The 18734-nt window shown below is 64.0% G+C and carries 21 protein-coding genes and 2 pseudogenes; 9 read left to right on the top strand and 14 right to left on the bottom strand.

The features are described 5' to 3' along the window. Window positions 1-10: 10 nt before the first annotated feature. From pcaD to A9975_RS27300, 5 genes are all read right to left on the bottom strand, one after another. Window positions 11-790: a 3-oxoadipate enol-lactonase gene (pcaD, locus tag A9975_RS27320; RefSeq protein WP_183035490.1), complete on the bottom strand. Its 780-nt coding sequence runs from the start codon at window positions 788-790 to the stop codon at window positions 11-13. 62 nt (window positions 791-852) lie between these two features. After that, entirely contained in the window at window positions 853-1137 is a 285-nt protein-coding gene (catC, locus tag A9975_RS27315; RefSeq protein WP_006157429.1) for a muconolactone Delta-isomerase, read from the bottom strand. A gap of 56 nt (window positions 1138-1193) precedes the next feature. Beyond that, window positions 1194-2240, bottom strand: a complete 1047-nt coding sequence (locus tag A9975_RS27310; RefSeq protein WP_183035489.1) for a cyclase family protein — start codon at window positions 2238-2240, stop codon at window positions 1194-1196. A gap of 82 nt (window positions 2241-2322) precedes the next feature. Beyond that, window positions 2323-2619 carry a YciI family protein gene (locus tag A9975_RS27305; RefSeq protein WP_183035488.1) on the bottom strand — a complete coding sequence of 99 codons (297 nt, stop codon included), beginning with the start codon at window positions 2617-2619 and terminating at the stop codon, window positions 2323-2325. Between the two features lie 63 nt (window positions 2620-2682). Further along, the gene (locus tag A9975_RS27300; protein ID WP_183035487.1) at window positions 2683-4020 is read right to left on the bottom strand and encodes a TIGR00366 family protein; all 1338 of its coding nucleotides are present in this window, start codon (window positions 4018-4020) and stop codon (window positions 2683-2685) included. 486 nt (window positions 4021-4506) lie between these two features. Here A9975_RS27300 and A9975_RS27295 point away from each other — a divergent pair. The 4 genes and pseudogenes from A9975_RS27295 to A9975_RS38650 form a co-directional block, all read left to right on the top strand. After that, window positions 4507-5024, top strand: a pseudogene (locus A9975_RS27295) (tyrosine-type recombinase/integrase); the annotation flags it as partial. A gap of 370 nt (window positions 5025-5394) precedes the next feature. Then, window positions 5395-5676 carry a hypothetical protein gene (locus A9975_RS27290; RefSeq protein WP_183035533.1) on the top strand — a complete coding sequence of 94 codons (282 nt, stop codon included), beginning with the start codon at window positions 5395-5397 and terminating at the stop codon, window positions 5674-5676. 756 nt (window positions 5677-6432) lie between these two features. Further along, window positions 6433-6642, top strand: coding sequence for a hypothetical protein (locus A9975_RS38655; RefSeq protein WP_183035486.1), 210 nt, complete (start codon window positions 6433-6435; stop codon window positions 6640-6642). Continuing rightward, complete coding sequence (locus tag A9975_RS38650; protein WP_370565610.1) at window positions 6587-7003, top strand: integrase core domain-containing protein; 417 nt, start codon at window positions 6587-6589, stop codon at window positions 7001-7003. The genes A9975_RS38655 and A9975_RS38650 overlap by 56 nt, the downstream gene beginning before the upstream one ends. Before the next feature lie 354 nt (window positions 7004-7357). On the opposite strand, the gene A9975_RS27275 is transcribed toward A9975_RS38650, so the two are convergent. The 4 genes from A9975_RS27275 to A9975_RS27260 form a co-directional block, all read right to left on the bottom strand. Continuing rightward, window positions 7358-8311 carry an N-carbamoyl-D-amino-acid hydrolase gene (locus A9975_RS27275; RefSeq protein ID WP_183035484.1) on the bottom strand — a complete coding sequence of 318 codons (954 nt, stop codon included), beginning with the start codon at window positions 8309-8311 and terminating at the stop codon, window positions 7358-7360. Between the two features lie 61 nt (window positions 8312-8372). After that, window positions 8373-9632 carry a Zn-dependent hydrolase gene (locus A9975_RS27270; protein WP_183035483.1) on the bottom strand — a complete coding sequence of 420 codons (1260 nt, stop codon included), beginning with the start codon at window positions 9630-9632 and terminating at the stop codon, window positions 8373-8375. Continuing rightward, complete coding sequence (locus A9975_RS27265) at window positions 9629-10864, bottom strand: diaminopropionate ammonia-lyase (protein WP_183035482.1); 1236 nt, start codon at window positions 10862-10864, stop codon at window positions 9629-9631. The genes A9975_RS27270 and A9975_RS27265 overlap by 4 nt, the downstream gene beginning before the upstream one ends. Before the next feature lie 69 nt (window positions 10865-10933). Continuing rightward, window positions 10934-11815, bottom strand: coding sequence for a MurR/RpiR family transcriptional regulator (locus A9975_RS27260; protein ID WP_220810912.1), 882 nt, complete (start codon window positions 11813-11815; stop codon window positions 10934-10936). Between the two features lie 305 nt (window positions 11816-12120). Between A9975_RS27260 and A9975_RS27255 the strand changes: the two genes are divergently transcribed. The 4 genes from A9975_RS27255 to A9975_RS27240 all read left to right on the top strand — a co-directional run bounded on the left by A9975_RS27255 (window position 12121) and on the right by A9975_RS27240 (window position 15167). Further along, entirely contained in the window at window positions 12121-12915 is a 795-nt protein-coding gene (locus A9975_RS27255) for a transporter substrate-binding domain-containing protein (RefSeq protein WP_183035481.1), read from the top strand. Window positions 12916-13061: 146 nt separating this feature from the next. Beyond that, entirely contained in the window at window positions 13062-13721 is a 660-nt protein-coding gene (locus A9975_RS27250) for an amino acid ABC transporter permease (RefSeq protein ID WP_183035480.1), read from the top strand. An 18-nt stretch (window positions 13722-13739) separates the two neighbouring features. Beyond that, the gene (locus A9975_RS27245) at window positions 13740-14390 is read left to right on the top strand and encodes an amino acid ABC transporter permease (protein ID WP_045238500.1); all 651 of its coding nucleotides are present in this window, start codon (window positions 13740-13742) and stop codon (window positions 14388-14390) included. A gap of 12 nt (window positions 14391-14402) precedes the next feature. Then, on the top strand, window positions 14403-15167 hold the full coding sequence (locus A9975_RS27240) for an amino acid ABC transporter ATP-binding protein (protein ID WP_183035479.1): 765 nt from the start codon (window positions 14403-14405) through the stop codon (window positions 15165-15167). Between the two features lie 142 nt (window positions 15168-15309). On the opposite strand, the pseudogene A9975_RS27235 reads toward A9975_RS27240, so the two are convergent. Continuing rightward, window positions 15310-16047 (bottom strand): annotated as a pseudogene (locus tag A9975_RS27235) (sterol desaturase family protein); the annotation flags it as partial. Here A9975_RS27235 and A9975_RS27230 point away from each other — a divergent pair. Beyond that, a complete protein-coding gene (locus tag A9975_RS27230) occupies window positions 15956-16183 on the top strand; it encodes a hypothetical protein (protein ID WP_183035478.1) in 228 nt (75 codons plus the stop codon). The pseudogene A9975_RS27235 and the gene A9975_RS27230 sit on opposite strands and share 92 nt — an antisense overlap. A gap of 49 nt (window positions 16184-16232) precedes the next feature. Here A9975_RS27230 and A9975_RS27225 read toward each other — a convergent pair whose 3' ends face one another. The 4 genes from A9975_RS27225 to A9975_RS27210 are packed head-to-tail and all read right to left on the bottom strand — an operon-like array spanning window position 16233 to window position 18731. Further along, entirely contained in the window at window positions 16233-16871 is a 639-nt protein-coding gene (locus A9975_RS27225; RefSeq protein ID WP_183035477.1) for a hypothetical protein, read from the bottom strand. Continuing rightward, window positions 16868-17506 (bottom strand): SCO family protein, encoded by a 639-nt coding sequence (locus A9975_RS27220; RefSeq protein WP_370565604.1) that lies wholly within the window; start codon window positions 17504-17506, stop codon window positions 16868-16870. Before A9975_RS27220 ends, A9975_RS27225 begins: the two co-directional genes overlap by 4 nt. Beyond that, the gene (locus A9975_RS27215) at window positions 17499-18107 is read right to left on the bottom strand and encodes a cytochrome c (RefSeq protein WP_183035529.1); all 609 of its coding nucleotides are present in this window, start codon (window positions 18105-18107) and stop codon (window positions 17499-17501) included. Before A9975_RS27215 ends, A9975_RS27220 begins: the two co-directional genes overlap by 8 nt. Window positions 18108-18128: 21 nt before the next feature. Beyond that, the gene (locus A9975_RS27210) at window positions 18129-18731 is read right to left on the bottom strand and encodes a cbb3-type cytochrome c oxidase subunit II (protein ID WP_183035476.1); all 603 of its coding nucleotides are present in this window, start codon (window positions 18729-18731) and stop codon (window positions 18129-18131) included. Window positions 18732-18734: the final 3 nt, after the last annotated feature.

Genomic DNA, 18734 nt, shown 5'->3' with positions numbered 1-18734 from the left:
TAAACCGCACTCAATTCCGCAAGAAATCCAGCACGGCGTGCGTGAACAGTTCGACCTGCTCGAGGTTCGAAAGGTGCGCAGCATCCAGTTCGGCATAACGTGCGCCCGGAATCGTCTGCGCCAAGTACTGGCCGTCACGCGGCGGCGTGGGGATGTCACTGGAGCCGGCGATCACCAGCGTCGGGAGGGTGATGCCCTCCACGGCATCGCGCAGATCCGAGTCCCGCACCGCGCGACAGTTGGCGGCGTAGCCAGCGGCATCGGTGGCGGACAACATGGCTTGCAGCGATTGCACCAACGCGGGCTGGCCCGCGGCGTAGCCCGGCGTCAGCCATTTGTTGACCACGGCGGCGGCGATCGAACCCACACCGTCGCGCTCCACCGCGGCAGCGCGATTCGTCCAGTTTTCCGGCGGGCCAATATAGGCGGCCGTGTTGCACAGCACCACCTTGTCGAATCTGTCGGCATGGTTCAACGCAAGCCACATGCCCGTGATGCCGCCCATCGATAGGCCGCAGAAATGCGCCCGGTCGATCTTCAGTGCGTCGAGCAATGCGATCACATCTTCGCCGAGCTGCGGGATCGTGTACGGGCCCGGCGTGACGGAAGACTGGCCATGGCCACGCGTGTCGTAGCGCAGCACGCGGAAGTGTTTAGCGAAGGCCTCGATCTGCGGATTCCACATGTCGAGGTTGGTGCCAAGTGAATTGGCTAGAACGAGGACGGGAAGTGTGTCGTCCCCGTCGAGGCGGTAGTGCAGGCGCACGCCGGAAAATTCAGCAAAGGGCATGAACGATAGCAGGTTGAGGGCGCGACGTACAAGGCGCGCGCCGGATTGACGGAACGGCTGTCTTAGTTCTGGGCAATGGCCGAGCCGTGCTGGGCGAGCGCCGTGACGCTGATCTCCATATACGGGTACAGCGGCAGCGACGTCAGCAGCGTATGCAACTCGTCGTTGTCGCGCACATCGAAGATGCTGACGTTGGCGTACTTTCCAGCCACACGCCACAGATGGCGCCACTTGCCTTCCCGCTGCAACTGCTGCGACAACGCCTTTTCGTTCGCCTTCAGTTTCTCGGCGACTTGCGGATCGAGATCGTGCGGAATGCGGACGGTCATTTCGGCCATGAACAACATATAGGTCTCCTTTTGCTAGCGGTATTGGGGATATTGGGGTGACCGGTGCCTAACGCCTAGACGGTGGCGACGGGCGTGACGGGCGAACCCATTGCGCCCGGCAACCGCAGCGGCGGCGCGGTGAGGAAAAAGCGCGTGCGGCGGTGGCTGCGCAGCCACGTCGCCAACTCGCGCAGGTGCCAGAGTTCGCCAAGCGGCAATCCCAGCTTGAACAGGCAATGGTGGTGCAGCGGCAATGCCGGCGCAGCACCGGCCGCCTCGCGCGCCGGGAATCGTTCGACGGCGTAGTTATCGGCCGCGATGGCGGCGATGCCGGAGTCGGTGATCCATTGCAGCAGCCGTTCGTCGCGGCCATCTAGCGCGGCGCAACTGTTGTGCAAGCGATGGGGGTCGGGTTCGCGCTGCATTTCCAGCACCATCTCGGCAAAGCCGGTGCGCAGTACCAGGATGTCGCCCGATTCGACATCGACCTGGTGGGCCTCCATCACGCGCATCATGTCATCGTAGCCGATCGTCCGGAACTCCCGTCCAAAATACTCGGCCAGGTCAACCAACACGCCACGACCCTGGATGCCGTGCTCGGCCAGGGTCTCGATGCCCAGCGCATTGGCGCGGCTGTGATCATGTCCGCAAGCGTGAGCAGCGAAACCATCGTCCTCGCGGTAGTCGACCGGTCCGACGATGTCAGCATTGGGACGGTAGCCGTTGTAGTAGACGCGCTCCGGCACGCCATCGCCGTCGGCGTCGAACAGGGCGCCGACATGGGCCAACGAATCCCATTGGGTCGAATATTGGAGCGACAACAACACTTGGTCGTCGCTGAGCACGTCAGTCGCGCGAGGATCCACCTTGGTGAGGGGAAAGTTGACGTACGCGATATCCTCACGGTACGTGGGGCGCAGTACAGGAGGATGTCGCCGGACGTTGAGGCCGTTGCCGCCGGGATAGTCCAGCGGCAATGACAGGCAGAAGCGCTGGCCGGTGCGGATTTCGCGCGCTGCGGCGCGGATCCGCTCGGCGGTGAGCAGGTTCAGGCGACCGAGCTGGTCGTCGTGGCCGAAGTCGCCCCAGTTGGAGCCTTCCGGCCGATTCTTCCATCGCATGGCTTGCGTTTTCCAGTAGCGGGCTGGGGCGGCATGAAACCATGCCGCGCGCGTGGCGCCGAGGCCTGCCGTTGATTGCGGTTCAGAGGCAGCAGGTCCCGTCGAGATAGGCCTTGCGCCAGCGCGTGATGCGGACCTCGGCGAACAGGCTGGCTTTCGTGAAGGGGTCCGCGTCGATGAACGATTGAGCAGCTTCGCGCGTATCAACATCGATGATATAGACACCGCCGCCCGCATCGCTGCCGTCGTCGTTCAGCTTGGCACCGCACGCGAGCAGCAGTTGCTTGTGTTGCTCAAGGAACTCGAGGTGGACTTGGCGGGTCGCCTGGCGGACCGTCTGGTGGTTCGGCTTGTCCCAAGTCTCGATAAAGTAAGGCATCTAGCATCGCCTGGTCAATGGCCCGCCGGCAGCGGGCCGTGGCAAAAAAAAGCGGACGTGCCGTCAGACGATCTGCGCGCCCCACAAGAGCATCGACACAATGAAGATGAAGCCCACCCAGAACATCATGATGACGGTATAGCCCATCACGTCCTTTAGGCTGAGCTTGGACAGCGCCAGCGCGGGCAGGATCCAGAACGGCTGCACAAGATCGTTCCAGGCGTTACCAAGCATCACCGACATCGAGGTCTGGCTCACGGAACTACCGATCGCCTTGGCGGCGTCGATCATGAACGGACCCTGGATCACCCAGTGGCCACCGCCCGACGGCGCGAAGAAGTTGATCACGAACGAGCTGACCAGGCCCCAGAACGGCAGCGTCTGCGGCGTGGCTATGTCGACGAACACGCGCGAGATGGTATCGACTAGGCCCGAGCCCGCCATGATCGCCATGATGCCGGCGTAGAACGGGTATTGCAGGATGATGCCGGAGATCGTCTTGATGCCCTCATTGAGCTTCGCCACGTACTTGACTGGCGTGCCCAGCAGCAGCACGCCGATGAACAGGATCAGGAAGTTGATCAGGTTCAGGTCCAGCGTGCCCCCCTGCGTGAAGTACAGCACGGCGTATGCGAGCCCGCACACGCCAATCACGAGGCTCAGCAACCGGCTGTTGTTCATGCGCCAAGCCAGCGTGCCGTCGCCGCCGATGCTGTGCGAAACGGCAGCCTCGGCCTTGTCCTCGGCGCGCGTGTCCAACTCGACCACGTCCTTGGCATCGCGTGGGTGCAGCCAGGCGTTGAGCAGTGGCAGCGTGACGATAACCGCCAGGCTGGTTAGCAGCATCGGCGTGGAAAAGATGGTTTCGGACAAGGGGATCACGCCCATCAGCTTTTCCATTGGGTGCCCCTTGGTGGAGATCAGCACCGGGATGCTGGCCGACAGGCCGAGGCCATACATCGTGAAGCCGCTATAGGCCGAAGCGATGATCAGCGGATAGTGCACGCCCTTGACGCGGCGGGCCAGTTTCTTGGCGATGATGCCGCCGATGACCAGACCGAAGCCCCAGTTCAGGTAGCTGCCGATGCCACCCACCAGGGTAGCGACGATGATGGCGCCGTGCGGCGTGTTGACCTTGCCGACGATCCGGTCGAGCAGGCGGTCGGTCAGTGGCGCGGTGGCCAGCACGTAGCCCATGGCCAAGATCACCGCCATCTGCGTAGTGAACGCGAGCAGATTCCAGAAGCCCTTGCCCCAGCTAATTATCACAGCCGGCGCGGCCTGGCCTTGCACTAGCATCGCCATAACCATCGTCAGCAGCGTCAGCCCGATGGCGAAAACAAACGGATCCGGCAAATACCGGCGCATCAGTTCTGTAAAGAACCCGGCAATCTTGTTCACTTCACTGTCCCCTAAATGTAGCCAAATTCACCGTATGTCGAACATTAGTTCTATATGCGAACCTATGTGACGGTTGCGCGCATCCTAGACGCTTAGGTTTGTAGCGTCAAGTCAACAAAACGGCGAATTATTGCCGTTTACGAAAATATACGAAATTTGTGCAGTGCGACATTGCGCTCCAACGAGACCCGGTCGGAGCGGAGCATTGTCTCGCTAGCCGAAACATGCCCGCAGCCTCGATGAAATGGATCCGCGGGATTCATGAGGCTATGTCTATGTATGAATAGACTCTTGAGCTCAAGATCTGCCCAGAATGCGTCCTTCTGCGCCTTGGCAGCCGATCCCAACGGTGAATCGTTGACAGAATCGCAGTGACGCATCCGCGCAGCATTCCGAGGCCAAGGGAAACTCACGATCAACGCCGTTCGGAGGTGCGTCGACGCCGCAAATGTTGAGGACCGTTAATTCTGCGACTGGCGCCCGGCCAGCACGCGCATGGGCGCGTTTTTCTGCCAGCGCGACAGCCAGGACCTAAAGCGTTGGTGGCTGGAGGCGAGGGGCAAGGCGACAAGACGCGGCTGGTACCCGCCACGGACAAAATGATGGTGGAGCTGGCGCGCTATCGCGAGGCCTACAGCCTGCCGCCGATGCCATTGCCGGGCGAGGACCGCCCCATCGTGCTGCCGGTCATTGGAAAGGAAGAACCCTTGTCGCGCGGCGCGCTGCACCTGGTGCTCAAGGAGATCTTCGCGCAGGCGGCCGAGCGCCTGCGCGCGCTCGGACCGGATTGGGAAAGCCGGGCCGCGGTGCTGGCCAGTGCCTCGGCGCACTGGTTGCGGCATACGGCGGGGTCGCATATGACCGACCAGCAGGTGGACCTGCGTTTTGTCAGAGACAATTTCGGGCATGCGGCGATTTCTACCACCAGCGCTTACTTGCACACGGAGGACGATGCGCGGCATCAGGCCAGGCAGGAACGGCACCGGATCGGCTGGAAGCGCTAGGGTTCGCTACTCGTTTCCTGCTAGGCTCTCTGTCGCCTGCGGCTGGCTGCAGTTCACCTCGTACGATGTGGACGCGCTCGGCGGCGTGCTCGCCCCGCTAGCGGCATACATCTCTGAACCTGAGCGGCCGGAAATTGCAGAAAACTACCCTCACCCTCGATCTCGACGCATCGATATCAACGCATCAAACGCAGCTTCAGCATCAACAAATCGTTACAAAGCGCTCCCCGCCTCCTTGTCATCGCCGCCCGATTCCGCGGCGTTACTGGAATGCGCGGCCAATCCTGCCGGACATCAACAACCAAGGGAGCTCACGGTGTTTACTCGCAAACTGATTGGAAGTGTGGCAATCGCCGTTCTGGCGGCGGGCATGGCTGGTGGCGCAATTGCAAACGATACCCAGTGGCAGAAGAATCACCCGCGTCGCGAGCAGGTCACCGGGCGTCTGGCCAACCAAAACGCTCGTATCCACCAAGAGGTCAAGGAAGGTGAAATGTTCCGCGGCCAGGCAGCCAAGCTGCACAGCGAAGATCACCAGATCCGCGCCGAAGAACGCACCATGGCAAGCCACGACGGCGGCTACATTACCCGTGCCGATCAGCGCGCCCTTAACCAGCAGGAAAACGCCCTGAGCAAGCAGATCGGCCGTTGATCGCTCGCTATGGATTCGCGTCCTGGTCTCACTGCTCGCCAGGCAAGAATCAGGACACACGAATCAGGAAGCAAGTCGACGACCCAGTCGTCGCAGCCCGCCGCCCGGCGGGCTTTTTCTATTCCGAAAGCACAGGGACCAAGCACTGCGGTAGCGCGAGCGGCCGCGTGGGAATGCTGTTGTCGCGATAAGGGTGCGTAGGCGGCCCGAAACTTGGCGGAATTGGTCTTGCTCATGCGGCCAGCGTTTGTGCGTGCAGTGCATCGTCACCAGCCCGCCCCTACTGGGGCCTGCACGACTATGGCGTGGCGCGGCGCCAGCCCGGTACTGCGCTGGGAGCCTTCTACCGACGACTGGCGGCGCGCGTCGGCAGGGCCAAGGCGCTGACCGCCACGGCGCGCAAGATCGCCATCCTCTTCTACCGAGCCATGTGCTATGGCATACGGTACCAGGACCCAGGCGCCGACCGGTACGAGCTCAGGTACAAGGAACGCGTCATCAAGCAGCTCCATCGTCGTGCAGCGCACTTTGGCTTCACGTTGCAGCCGGCGGAGGTTGGTGTTTCTTAGGAACTTGCAGCCTTGCTGGGCAATCCGATCGACGACGACATCGACAAGCCGTAGTGGCGGCTGTGCAAGAGCTCACTCCGGCCCTAGGCACGAGCGCGGCACGCCTGCCCGGCAGCGGGCCCACCTGCGTCGCATGGCCTTCATCGGTCCACTGCCACAGCCCACTGCCCAGCGGCCGCGGCCACCGTTGGCTCTGGACGCACTGGAAAACCAGGTGCTGCTGGACACCCTTAACAGCGACCGCTTCGCCGACACCGCGCCGGGCGCGATACACGCCACGTTGCTCGACGAGGGCCGCTACCTGGGATCGGTGCGCGCCATGTACCGGTTGCTGGCGGCCAATGGCAGCTCGCGCGAGCGACGCAACCAGCTTGTCCATCCGGCCTCACGTATCTGACGATAATCCCCTCTCGGAGTCGCAGTTCAAGACGATGAAGTACCGTCCGGACTTCCGCGCGCGCTTCGGCTGCATTGAGGATGCGCGCGCCCACTGCCAGGCCTTCTTCGCCTGGTACAACACCGTGCATCGGCACTCGGGCATCGGATTCATGGCACCGCACAGCGTTCATTACGGGCTTGCCCAGGAGTTGCGCCTCACCCGTCAGGCGGCCCTCGACACAGCATTCCGGGCGTCCCCAAAAAGGTTTAGAGGGCGTCGCCCTGAACCTCCGCGTCTGCCCACAGCAGTCTGCATCAACCCGCCGCCATCGGAGGCAGTTACCCCGAACACACCACAGCCCGGCACAGTAAATTCATGAAGCCAGGTGACGCAAAGTCATCGACACATTCCGCATCTTCCGCATGGGAATGCACACCAGTACCGTGCGATGGACCCGGTACAGGCGATGGGGGCGACACGGCAATCCAGCAGCTTTGAAGTGGTGATGGTGCGTGGCTCCACAGATCAATATCCCGCGGACCGTCCGGGCTGCTGGATCCTGGCCGGATTGCGCAGCCTTGCCTCGGCCACGCAGATCTTGTGCCAGACGGCAGTCGAACGATTCGCTCAGGTAAGTCCGGAAGCTGTCATCACACGACACCACTAGCCTCTTGCGGCAGGAGTATGAACCTGCCCCGTTCGAGCTGGCACACTAGTTTGCGTGCGCCAGGCGTCAGACCACCACCGCGTGCCCATTCGCCATCAGCGTCTCCCCTCTGCGCTCCACGATCATCCCGTACGCCTGCGGCTGCCGGTGCACGTCGAAGTTGAACGTGGTGCGCTTGTAGACGTCGCAGAAATCCAAGTCGCAGCGGGCGATGCCGACCTCGTCGCCCTTGGTGATGCAACGGGCCAGCACTTCGCCGGATGGCGCGATGATGCAGCTGCCGCCAATGCCGTCCACGCCCTCTTCCAGCCCCGCCTTGGCCACACCGACCACCCAGGTGCCGTTCTGGTAGGCGCCGGCCTGCATCGAGAGCTGATTGTGGAAAAGCGAGAGGTCGTCGTGCTGCGGCGCTGGCGCATTGTGCACGGGCGTGTTGTAGCCGATCAGCACCATCTCCACGCCTTGCAGGCCCATCACCCGATAGGTTTCGGCCCAACGGCGGTCGTTGCAGATGGCCATGCCGATCTTGCCGCCAAAGGCTTCAGTCACGCCGAAGTGGTTGCCGGGCGTGAAGTAGCGCTTTTCCAGATGCTGGAAGCGGCGCCACGGTTCGTGCTCGCGATGGCCGGGCAGGTGCACCTTACGGTATTTGCCGACGATCTCCCCTTGGCGGTTGACGAGGATGGAGGTGTTGTAGCGCACCGCCTTGCCTTGTTCGTTGGCGAGTTCGGCGTAGCCGAGGTAGAAGCCGACGCCAAGCTCGCGCGAAAGATGGAACAGCGGCTGCGTGGCGGCGCTGGGCATCTCGCGTTCGAAGAAGCTGTTGATCTCTTCGTCACTCTCCATGTACCAGCGCGGGAAGAAAGTGGTAAGCGCCAGCTCGGGGTAGACGATCAGGTGCGAGCCGCAGGCGTGGGCTTCGCGCATCAGGTCGCACAGGCGCTTGACCACTTGCTGGCGGCTGTCGGCGCGGGCGATGGGGCCGAGCTGGCCGATAGCGACATTCACAATACGGGACACGGGTAACTCCAGGAGGCGTTCAGGGTAGCGGTTCAGGCTAGTGGCAGGGGCTTGGCGTCGATCACGGCCGGTTGGCGAGCTTGAGCACCACCTGCAGCAGGATCTGCGCGCCGTCGATGAGGTCGTCCGGCTCGGTAAACTCGCGCACGTTGTGGCTCAGGCCTTTCACGCTGGGCACGAAGATCATGCCGGCGGGGCAGACGCGGGCGAGCATTTGCGCGTCGTGACCGGCTCCGCTGGGCATGCGCATATGGGTGAAGCCAAGCGCTGCGGCTTCCTGCTCGACCAGGTCGATGACCATGGGATCGAATGCCACCGGCTCGAAACGTGCCAGGCGGCGATGGCTAAGAGATAGGGTTTCCGTCTCGCAGGTTTGCTGGGCAAAGGCGAGGACTTCCGTTTCGGCCTGGGCGAGCCGCCGTTCATCGGTATTACGCAGGTCTACGGTGAAGACGGCGCGGTTGGGGATGACGTTGATCAGATTCGGCTCGAAACGCATGGCGCCCACGGTGGCGATCTGCCGGCCGCCGTAGCGCAGCGCCAGGTCGTGCACGAAATTGGCGATGCGCGCGGCGGCGTAGCCGGCGTCGTGCCGGAGTTCCATGGGCGTAGTGCCGGCGTGGTTGGATACGCCGTCGATGGTGAATTCGGTCCAGGAGATTCCCTGCACCCCTTCCACCACGCCAACCTGTAAGCCCCGCAGATCCAGCACCGGGCCTTGCTCGATATGCAGCTCCACGAAGCTGTCGACGCGCGGCTTGCCTACGGGCGCCTGGCCGTCATAGCCGATGCGCCGCAGCTCGGCGCCTACCGTGACGCCATCTATGCCGGTAGTGGCCAGCGCGTCTTCCAGCGGCATTCCGCCCACATAGACCAGCGAGCCCATCATGTCCGGATGAAAGCGCGCGCCCTCTTCATTGGTGAAAAAGGCGACGGCGATGGGGCGACGCGGACGCAGGCCAGCATCACGCAGCGTGGCGACCACTTCCAGGCCGGCCAGCACCCCATAGTTGCCGTCGTAGCGGCCGCCGGTTCGCACGGTGTCGATGTGCGAGCCGATCATGACAGGGAGCAGGTCTTCGCTGCCGGGATACACGGCCACGCCGTTGCCGATGGCGTCGATGGTAACGGTCATGCCCAGCGCCCGCATGCGCGCCACCGTCCAGTCGCGGCCGAGTTCGTCGGCATCGGTCAGTGCCAGGCGGCACACTCCGCCCCCTTCGATGGCACCGAGTTGCGCGAGATCGTCCAGGCTTTGCAGCAGGCGCTCGCCGCGAATGCGCGGCGCGGAATCTGCCTTTGGGGCGCTCTGCTCGCTCATGCTGCGGCTCCGGCACGCACCGCGTCCGCGCTGCGGCCAACCAGTTCGGCATACAACGCGGGATCGGTGTCAGCTTCGCTACCGATAAACAGCAGCCGGCTCTGGAGGTTAAGCCCGAGCGCCGCGCAGGCCTGCGGGTCTTGCATGGCGGCGATGGCAGCGGCCAGCCCGGCCACGGCGGATTCGCCGGCGACGATCACGGGATCGTCGCCCTGCGGTTGGGCCAGCAGGCGCATGGCTTTTACCGCGGATGCGTCGTCGACCGTGCAGAATGCGTCGGCGCCTTCGGCAAGGATTTCCCAGGCGAGCAGCGAAACTTCGCCGCAAGCCAGGCCGGCCATCAGCGTATCCAGCTCGCCGGTGACGGCGGTGACCTTGCCAGCGCGCGCGCTTTGCATCAGGCAGTCCGCCTTGGCGGGTTCCACCACGGTGAAGACGGGGCGCTGCCTGTCCTTGCCATCCTCACGCTCCCAGAAGTAGCCGCAGACGGCGGCGGCAAAGCCACCCACGCCGGCCTGGATAAACACATGCGTGGGCCAGGCCGGCAGCGCATTGACGGCTTCGTCCACCATCAGCTGATAACCCTGCATGACATCGCGCGGCACGTCCATATAGCCGGGGTACGAGGTATCCGAGATCACGTACCAGCCATTAACCCGCGCATCGGCATCGGCCTGCAGCACGGCCTGGTCGTAGTTGCCCGTGGTGCGTACCACCTGGGCGCCGAAGCGTTCGATGGCGGTCTTGCGCCCTTCACTCACGGTGGCGTGGATATAGATCTCGCAGCGGCAGCCGAACAGCTGGGCGCCCCAGGCCACGGAGCGGCCGTGATTGCCGTCGGTGGCGCAGGTCACGGTGAGTTCGGCGCACATGCTGCGCAGCGCCGGCGCACTCAGGTCAGCGATGCTTAGCGCGCGGCCAATCCGGGGCCCGAGTTCGCGGCAAAGCAGGCGTCCCACGGCATACGCGCCGCCGAGCGCCTTGAAGCTGCCCAGCCCGAAGCGCGAGCCTTCGTCCTTGTAGTCGATCTGGCCGACGCCCAGCGCGGCCGCCAGGTTCGGCAGGGCTTTCAGCGGCGTGGGCTGGTAGCCCTCCCAGGCGGAGATCTCGCGGCGGGCGGCGGCCAGGGCCGGCTCGCTCAGGATGGCGGCGCGCCGTGCACCATAGGGTTCCGCGCGGCTCAGGGCCGGATTGAGGAGAAGATCGAGCGAGAGGTTTGGGAGCGTGGTCATGTGTGTGTATTGGTCCAGTCAGAATGCGTTTTTGCGTGTATTGATGGCGGCGCTGCATGCCGGTCGATCTCAGTGGCCGGTCTCCAGGTCCCCGAGTATGTCGTGCGCGCGCTCCACGCGGGCCATGCGTGCGCGCGAACGTTTGCGGGAGCGGCCTGCCATGGCGGTGGCCAGGTAGTTCACCAGGCTGACGGCGGCCACATAGGAATCGAAGACCTGACCGCCGTGGTGCGAGCAGCGCAGCACGGCGTCGGCCTTGGCGGCCAACTTGGAAACCGGGGCATCGCTGAGCAGGATAAGCTTGGCGCCGGTCTCCCGGGCCAGTGTCACCATGCCGTCCAGGCGCTTCGCACGGCGTCGGAAGTCCACCGCCAGCAGTACGTCCTTGCCGTCGATCTCGGCCACCAGCTCCGCATCCTTGCCCGCTTGCTCATTGAGTAGGTACACCTCGGAGCGCACCTGCGAGAGCAGCGCATTGGCATAGAAAGCCAGCATGAAGCTGTTGCGATAACCCACCACCCACACTCGGCGCGCGTTGGCGAGTTCGGTGAGCGTGGTCTCTAGCGCGCGCTCGCTGAGTTGTTCCGGCAGGCTGGCGAGCCGGCGGCGGTCGAGTTGCACGTGCGCCTCCAGGCCGGCCACGACCGATTGCGGCACGCCCCCCAAATCGGGCGGCAGCCCGTTGTGCTCCATCAGGTACAGCGGAGATTGCTCGGAGACCTGGTCCCGCAGCGATTGCCGGAAGGCGCTGAAGTCCGCATAGCCGAGGCGGCGGAAGAAGCGCGCCGCGCTCGCCTTGGAGACGCTCGCCAGCTCCGCCAGTTCGGTGGCCGAGTAGCTGAGCAGGTCTTTTTGCCGCATGAGCAGCACGTCGGCCAATTTCTTGTCTGCCGAAGACAGTTCGCCGTAGCACTGGTGGATTTGCGCTTCCAGCGCGGGTTGAATGGCCATGTCGAGTCCGTGCCTCCGTTCCGCTTGCCCGCACCAAAGTGGTCCGGGCCTGCACAATGATGAAACCTTGATTTCATGTTTTGGTGCGTATGAAACTATTGTTTCAGTATTGGCGGCCTTTCATGCAAGGGCAATGCCAAGTCAGTGGCGCTGTCGGGGAGGCGTCCGCCAAGTGCTTGATTTCAAGGCAATGCCGTCGAAAGAACCCCCTTCGCATTCGCCCGCACGGGCGGCATCGCCAGCAGTGGCACACAACTTGCCTTTCAGTCCCTCGTGTTCCCCGACCGACTGATAAAGGTGTTTTTATGAAACGCAGACAGTTCACCGCCATCGCCAGCCTGATCGCAGGTGCCGCACTCATCGCGATGGCACCCGCCAAAGCCGATGATTCCCTGAGCGCCGTGATGGGCAAGAAGTCGATCGCGATCGGCATCCCGACCGACTTCGCGCCGTATGGCTACATGGGCACGGACCTGAAGCCGCAGGGCCTGGACGTGGCCGTGGCGCAGATGATCGCCGACAAGCTCGGCGTCAAGGCCGATCTCGTCCCGGTGAGCACGCCGAACCGCATCCCTTACCTGCAGACCAGGAAGATCGACCTGATCGTCTCGGCGCTGGGCAAGAACGCCGAGCGCGCCAAGGTGATCGATTTCACGATTGCGTATGCACCCTTCTACCAGGCGGTGTTTGGTCCGAAAGCAATGAGCATCAAGAGCTTTGCCGATCTTGGCGGCAAGACCATCGCGGTCACGCGCGGCACCATCCAAGACGATGTTCTGCAGCAAGTGGCGCCTCCCACGCTGAAGATCCAGCGCTTTGAGGACGACAACTCCACCGTGGCCGCCTTCGTGTCGCAGCAAACGCAACTGCTGGCCACCGGCGCCGCCGTGGCAGCCGCGGCGATTGCGAAGAACCCCAAGGTAGAGGCCGAGTACAAACTGCTCCTCAAGGATTCGCCCAACTTCATCGGTGTGCGCAAAGGCGACACCGCGCTGCTGGAGAAGGTCAACGAGATCCTGCGCAAGGCAAAGGCGGATGGCACGCTCAACGGCTACGCGCAGCGCTGGCTCGGCCGCGGCATGGGCGATCTGCCGGACTGATTGCAAACGGGTAAGCGGGCATACGGGTAAGCGTGAAAACAGATTGCATCGTTTCCGGCCCCGTGCGCGGGCTCCATGTTGCCGGCGCACTGGCCTGTCTCGCAGGTCAGTCTCGCCGAAGACAAGAAACTCTCTAGCGGCACTGCATGATCTCCTTTGACTTTGCGCCGGTTCTCTCGCAGTGGCCCATGCTGCTGCGCGGCCTGTTGCTGACGATTCTCCTGACGGCGTTCTCCGCGGCCTTCGGTACGCTCGTGGGCATCGGCTGTGCCTGGGCGCGCATCCATGCAACAGCATGGCTGCGCGCACTGGTGGGCGGCTACGTAGAGGCAGTCCGCAATACGCCATACATCATCCAGCTGTTCTTTATCTTCTTCGGCCTGCCTTCGATTGGCGTGCGGATGCCGGCGGAAGTGGCGTGCGTACTGTCGATGACGCTGAACCTCGGCGCCTATGCATGCGAGATCATCCGGGCCGGGCTGGAGTCCACGCCGCGCGGGCAGATCGAAGCCGCGCAGAGCCTGGCGCTCAACCGCTGGCAGATCTTTACGCGCGTGGTGCTGCCGCCTTCGCTGTCGCGCGTGTGGCCGGCGCTCGTAAGCCAGGTCATCATCGTGATGCTGGGCTCGGCGGTATGCAGCCAGATCTCCACCGAAGAGCTTTCCTATGCGGCCAATATGATCGCCAGCCGCACGTTCCGCAATTTTGAAGCCTATATCGTCGCCACCTGCGTTTACCTGGGCCTGGCCGTGGTGCTGCGCGAGATCCTGAACTGGGTTGGTCCGCGCTTCATCTTTGGCCGCTGAGACCGGGAGGCATACATCATGGTCGACTTTTCCCTGTGGGACATTTTTCGCAACCTGCTGCTGGCGCTGCGCTGGACAGTGGGACTGTCGCTGATCGCCTTCGTCGGCGGCAGCGTCGTTGGCATGCTGCTGCTGGTCGCGCGCATTGCGCGCCTGCCGGGCGCCGTGCGCGGCGTGGCGCTTTACGTGCAGCTGTTCCAGGGCATCCCGTTGCTGATGCAGTTGTTCCTGTTCTACTTCGGGCTGGCGTTGCTGGGTGTCGAGACCTCGGCGCTGTTCGCCGCGGCACTGTGCCTCACGCTATATGCCAGCGCCTATCTCACGGAGATCTGGCGCGGCTGCATCAACGCCATTCCAAAGGGTCAGTGGGAAGCCTCCGCCAGCCTGGCGATGAATCTGCGCGAGCAGCTGCAGCACGTGATCCTGCCGCAGGCCGCGCGCATCGCGGTGGCACCCACGGTGGGATTCCTGGTGCAGGTGATCAAAGGCACTGCACTGGCCTCGGTGATCGGCTTCGTGGAAGTCACCAAGGCTGGCCAGATGATTTCCAACGCCACCTTCCAGCCCTTCCTGGCTTACGGCTGCGTCGCGCTTCTGTACTTCGCCCTGTGTTTCCCGCTGTCGTTGTGGAGCCGCCGCCTTGAGCGTCGCTTGCAGCCCAAGCATTGAGCCCGTCATCCCATGTCTAAGCAAACCGAAACCACCAAGCCCTTTGCCCTCGTCGATATCCAGGGCCTGCGCAAGCGCTTTGGCGCCAACGAAGTGCTCAAGGGCATCGACCTGCAAATCGGGCGCCGCGAGGTGGTCTGCATCATCGGCCGCAGCGGCTCGGGCAAGAGCACCTTGCTCCGCTGCATCAACGGATTGGAGAGCTTCGAAGAAGGGGCGCTCAGCGTGGATGGCCAGGCACTGCGCCACGGCGACGCCCGCGCCATGCGCGACCTGCGCCAGAACGTTGGCATGATCTTCCAGAATTTCAACCTGTTCCCGCACCTGAGCGCCGGACAGAACGTGATGCTGGCGCCTACGCTGGTGAAGGACACACCCAGGTCCGAGGCCGGCAGGCGTGCACAAGCACTGCTCGAACGCGTGGGCCTTGGCGACAAGTTCCACAGCTTCCCCGACCAGCTATCCGGCGGACAGCAGCAACGCGTGGCAATCGCCCGCGCGCTGGCCATGGACCCGGCCGTGCTGCTGTGCGATGAAGTCACCTCAGCACTCGATCCGGAGCTGGTCGGCGAAGTGCTGGGCGTGGTGGAAGGCCTTGCGGCGGAAGGCATGACCTTGGTCATGGTCACGCATGAGATGAACTTCGCCCGCAAGGTCAGCGACCGCGTGGTCTTCATGCATCACGGGAAGGTGCATGAGATGGGCTCGTCGGAGGAAATCTTCGGGGAACCGAAGACGCCGGAACTGAAGCAGTTCCTTTCGGGGCTGCATGGTTGAGCCCCTGGCAAGCCGCGCCGGAATTTGGCGAGGCCAGTGGCTGGAGCCAACACCACAGGCCCGCGAACCTGATGGCGCTTAGCCCGGTGATGGCCCGGGCGTTCATTGATCAGGCTTGGCTTGCGGACCGTGCCGCCGTCGTTTAGCTGTTCGTTACGGGCACCGCGGCGTACGCTTCTTGGACTTGCCAGCGCAGATTCTCGGTGGTGTCGCCCTTGCCGTCCGGGCTCCAGCCCGGGGGCAGGGCCAGGTAGCCGATTGCGTCCCACAGGTTGCGTGCCGACGCGATGTCCCGTGCCAGGCTGACCCAGTGTTCGAACTGGTTGACGATCGGGTTGTGCGTCGTGGTCGGCGTGGTCAGGCCGTAGACGCAGGGCTCGTCGGCGCGTTCTTCCACATAGGTGCCGAACAGGCGGTCGAAGATGACCAGCACGCCACCGAAGTTTGCATCCAGATACTCGATGTTCGAGGCATGGTGCACGCGGTGAGCCGACGGGGTGTTGAACACGTATTCAAGCCAGCCGAGCTTCGGGATCCAGGTGGTGTGGAGCCAAAACTGGTACAGCAGGTTGAAGCTCAGGGCAGCCAGCACGACTTCCGGACGCACGCCGAGCCAGACCAGCGGGGCGAAGAACACTGCGGTGCCGGTGAGCTTGCCGGTCCAGCCAAGGCGGTGGGCCGTGCCCAGCGTCAGTTCGTTCGGCGAGTGGTGAACCGCATGCGTTGCCCAGAAGAAGCGGATGCGGTGCGAAGCGCGGTGGTACCAGTAGTAGCAGAATTCCTGGCCGATGAAGAGCAGCAGCACCATCAGCGCGCTATTGATCTCGACCGTGAAGATGCGATGCTCCCAGGCGAACGAGAAGATCGGGGTGGCCAGCGACCAGCAGCAAGGAGGGACGCTTCATAGGACATTGTCTCCATCATCGTTCTTGGCCGCGGCGTTGAATGGCGTGCCGCGCCTGTATGTGGAAGCATTAGACAATGTGCTGGGGACGTGCGACAGGCGCAATGGCTAATGGCCGGCATAAGCGGTTTGCATGCGCCCGTAGTGACGGGCACTCGTGGCTACGGCACGTCCGGGCCGTTCGGCCGGTCCGCCGCGTCCGCCTTCCTGGCCGCCCAAGCCAGCAGCCAGATGCCCAGCAGGCCCGAATAGATCACCAGGCCCACGCCCGCGATGCGCTGGTCGGCCAGCAGGTAGCTGGCGCAAAGGCGCGCCTCGCTATCGATAAACAGCATCCCGAAGGTCAGCCCCATCCATATATAGTTGCCGCCAAAGAACAGCACCAGCGGCCAGGCGCTCACCTTGAAACCGAAATGCGCGGCGACGCCCGCTGCCACCACCAGCGCGTACTTGGCCACCAATGTCGGAAACTCCAGCCGGCTGAGGTCCAGCGCGACGGGAAGCATCCATGCGCCGTAGGCCAGCATGGCGAACGCCAGCAGGCTCAGCTCGTAGGGCCGCAACGTCGCCGTGATCCGCTCGCGCCACGCGTCCGGCTGCAGCCAGGGCAGCGCGCAGCCCGCGCAGAAGAGGCCCGGCAGCACCACCAGCATCTGCAGCGTCATCGAGCCCTCCAGCAAGGCATGCACACGCGGCACGCACAATGCCACGGCTAGCGCCGCCACCCCGCCGGCAAGACCGCCCCGGCGCGCCCGCCAATGGCGGGGCCACGGCTGTTGCAAGGTGGCTTGCGGGTTCATGGCAGATGGCTGCGCGCGAAGTCGTAGGCCTGCTGGTAATCGGCAAGCGCGTAGACGGCCAGCACCCGGCCATTGGCGTCGGTCACGTGCACGCCGCCGTTGTGCTCGAAGCCGCCGAGTCCATCCGGGATGGCAATCACGTCCGCGTCGCGCAGCAGCGCCTGCATGGCCGGCGCGGCCACGGGCGCGGCCACCTGCCAGCCCGGCAGGTGGGCATGGTGTCCGCTGGCATAGCCGGCAAGATTGGCCGTGTTGTCGCGGGAAGGATCGAAGGAAAGCGAAACCAGGCCGATGCGGCCCTCCAGCCCGTCGGCGCGGATGCGCCCCTGCAATTGCTCGAACTCGGAACCAAGCGCGCGGCATACGCTGAGGCAGCGTGTGTAGATGAAGTCCACCAAGTAGAGCTGGAAGCCCTGCTCCTGCCCGGCGCCAAACAGCCGCGCGGGCTTGCCGAGCTGATTGCGCGTATCAATGCCCGGCAACACCAGCGCGCCCTGCCCGATGCGTGCCGCGCGGCGGTCATCCAGGGTCCAGGAAGTAAAGCCGAAGGTGAGGTACCGCAATCCGACGGCCGCCAGCACCAGCACCACCAGCAAGGCCAGTGCCGGCCGTGCGCGCGCAGCCAGGCTAGCCACCCGGAGCACCAAGCGCGGCGTCGCCATCGAAGGGAGCGGTCATAGCCGCGGTTTCCGCGCGGGCCGCCTTGACGGTCTCCTCCGTCACCGGCGGCGAACTGTTGCCCCACTGGCTACGCGCGTGCGTCAGCACCGCGGCGATTTCCGCATCGCTCAACTGGTCGGCAAAGGCTGGCATGGCGCCGTTGTATGCCGTGCCCTTGACGGTCAGCTTGCCGGTGATGCCGCGCAGCACGATGGAAGCGGCCTTGGCATCCTTGCCGTTTATCCATTCCGATCCGGCCAGCGGCGGGAACACGCCCGGCAAACCGAGCCCGGTCGCCTGGTGGCAAGCCACGCAGCGGGCTTGGAAGACAGCGGCGCCATCCACGCTGCCGCCGGCTGTCTTGCTGCTCCCCTGAAGGTCGGCGACGGTGCGGCGGTCGCCCAGTTCCGACGGCGAATTGATCGGTGCGGTGGCGATATACCAGGTGCCCCAGGCTACCAGCGCCACAACCAGCCCCAGGACGGTCTTGGGAATGGGCGCGCGATTTTCATGCGGGTCGGGATTCTCGCGGGAACGGGCCGCAGCGGCCCCGCGTTGTTCCGATGGACTGTCCATCATGCTCTCCGGGGGGCTTGGCTACGGCGCTGACTTGGCCGCGCGCGGCGCGGGCAGGACGGCGCCGGTGCGGTTCAGCGATTGCAGATAGGCGACCAGGTCGAGCGCGGCCGGGTTGGCGACCACGATCTTGCCTGGCGGATTGAAGGCGTCGGGCAGGTTGAGCACCTTGTCGCCGGGATCTGCCTTGTCCTTCACGTCGAACAGGAACGGATAGCTTGGCATGATGCTGCCCGGCACGTAGGCGCGCGGCTGGAACAGGTGGCCGAGGTGCCAGTCTGCGCTGGGCTGGCGCACGCCGATGTTCATCAGGTCCGGCCCGGTGCGCATGGTGCCAAGCAAGTGCGGGTGGTCGTAGTAGTAATCGCCGGCCACCGACACCCGCCCCCAGCCACGCTTCGCATCCGGCGCGAATGAGGCGTCGCGCGGCTGCTGCGAATGGCAATAGACGCAGCCGTTGGCGATATAGACCTCGCGCCCGCGCAGTTGCGCGGCAGAATACGGTTTGACGCCTTCGGTGGGCTTGACGTCCCGGAGTTGCAGATAGGGGATCACGACCAGCGCGCTCGTTGCCAGCGCGAGCATGGTCATGCCGCCAGCCAGCAGGGCTTTTTCATTGTTCACGAT

It is taken from the genome of Cupriavidus sp. UME77 (assembly GCF_014170355.1).
GTDB classification, from domain to species: domain Bacteria; phylum Pseudomonadota; class Gammaproteobacteria; order Burkholderiales; family Burkholderiaceae; genus Cupriavidus; species Cupriavidus basilensis.
This window is presented reverse-complemented; position numbering and strand designations above follow the sequence as displayed.

Coding starts and splice junctions, on each gene's coding strand:
- A9975_RS27250 (WP_183035480.1), top strand. CDS start 13,062: ATGATCTCCTTTGACTTTGCGCCGGTTCTCTCGCAGTGGCCCATGCTG.
- pcaD (WP_183035490.1), bottom strand. CDS start 790: ATGCCCTTTGCTGAATTTTCCGGCGTGCGCCTGCACTACCGCCTCGAC.
- A9975_RS27310 (WP_183035489.1), bottom strand. CDS start 2,240: ATGCGATGGAAGAATCGGCCGGAAGGCTCCAACTGGGGCGACTTCGGC.
- A9975_RS27215 (WP_183035529.1), bottom strand. CDS start 18,107: ATGGACAGTCCATCGGAACAACGCGGGGCCGCTGCGGCCCGTTCCCGC.
- A9975_RS27305 (WP_183035488.1), bottom strand. CDS start 2,619: ATGCCTTACTTTATCGAGACTTGGGACAAGCCGAACCACCAGACGGTC.
- A9975_RS27265 (WP_183035482.1), bottom strand. CDS start 10,864: ATGACCACGCTCCCAAACCTCTCGCTCGATCTTCTCCTCAATCCGGCC.
- A9975_RS27255 (WP_183035481.1), top strand. CDS start 12,121: ATGAAACGCAGACAGTTCACCGCCATCGCCAGCCTGATCGCAGGTGCC.
- A9975_RS38650 (WP_370565610.1), top strand. CDS start 6,587: ATGGCAGCTCGCGCGAGCGACGCAACCAGCTTGTCCATCCGGCCTCAC.
- A9975_RS27230 (WP_183035478.1), top strand. CDS start 15,956: ATGAAGAGCAGCAGCACCATCAGCGCGCTATTGATCTCGACCGTGAAG.
- A9975_RS27270 (WP_183035483.1), bottom strand. CDS start 9,632: ATGAGCGAGCAGAGCGCCCCAAAGGCAGATTCCGCGCCGCGCATTCGC.
- A9975_RS27240 (WP_183035479.1), top strand. CDS start 14,403: ATGTCTAAGCAAACCGAAACCACCAAGCCCTTTGCCCTCGTCGATATC.
- A9975_RS27290 (WP_183035533.1), top strand. CDS start 5,395: ATGGCTGGTGGCGCAATTGCAAACGATACCCAGTGGCAGAAGAATCAC.
- A9975_RS27260 (WP_220810912.1), bottom strand. CDS start 11,815: ATGGCCATTCAACCCGCGCTGGAAGCGCAAATCCACCAGTGCTACGGC.
- A9975_RS27245 (WP_045238500.1), top strand. CDS start 13,740: ATGGTCGACTTTTCCCTGTGGGACATTTTTCGCAACCTGCTGCTGGCG.
- catC (WP_006157429.1), bottom strand. CDS start 1,137: ATGTTGTTCATGGCCGAAATGACCGTCCGCATTCCGCACGATCTCGAT.
- A9975_RS27225 (WP_183035477.1), bottom strand. CDS start 16,871: ATGAACCCGCAAGCCACCTTGCAACAGCCGTGGCCCCGCCATTGGCGG.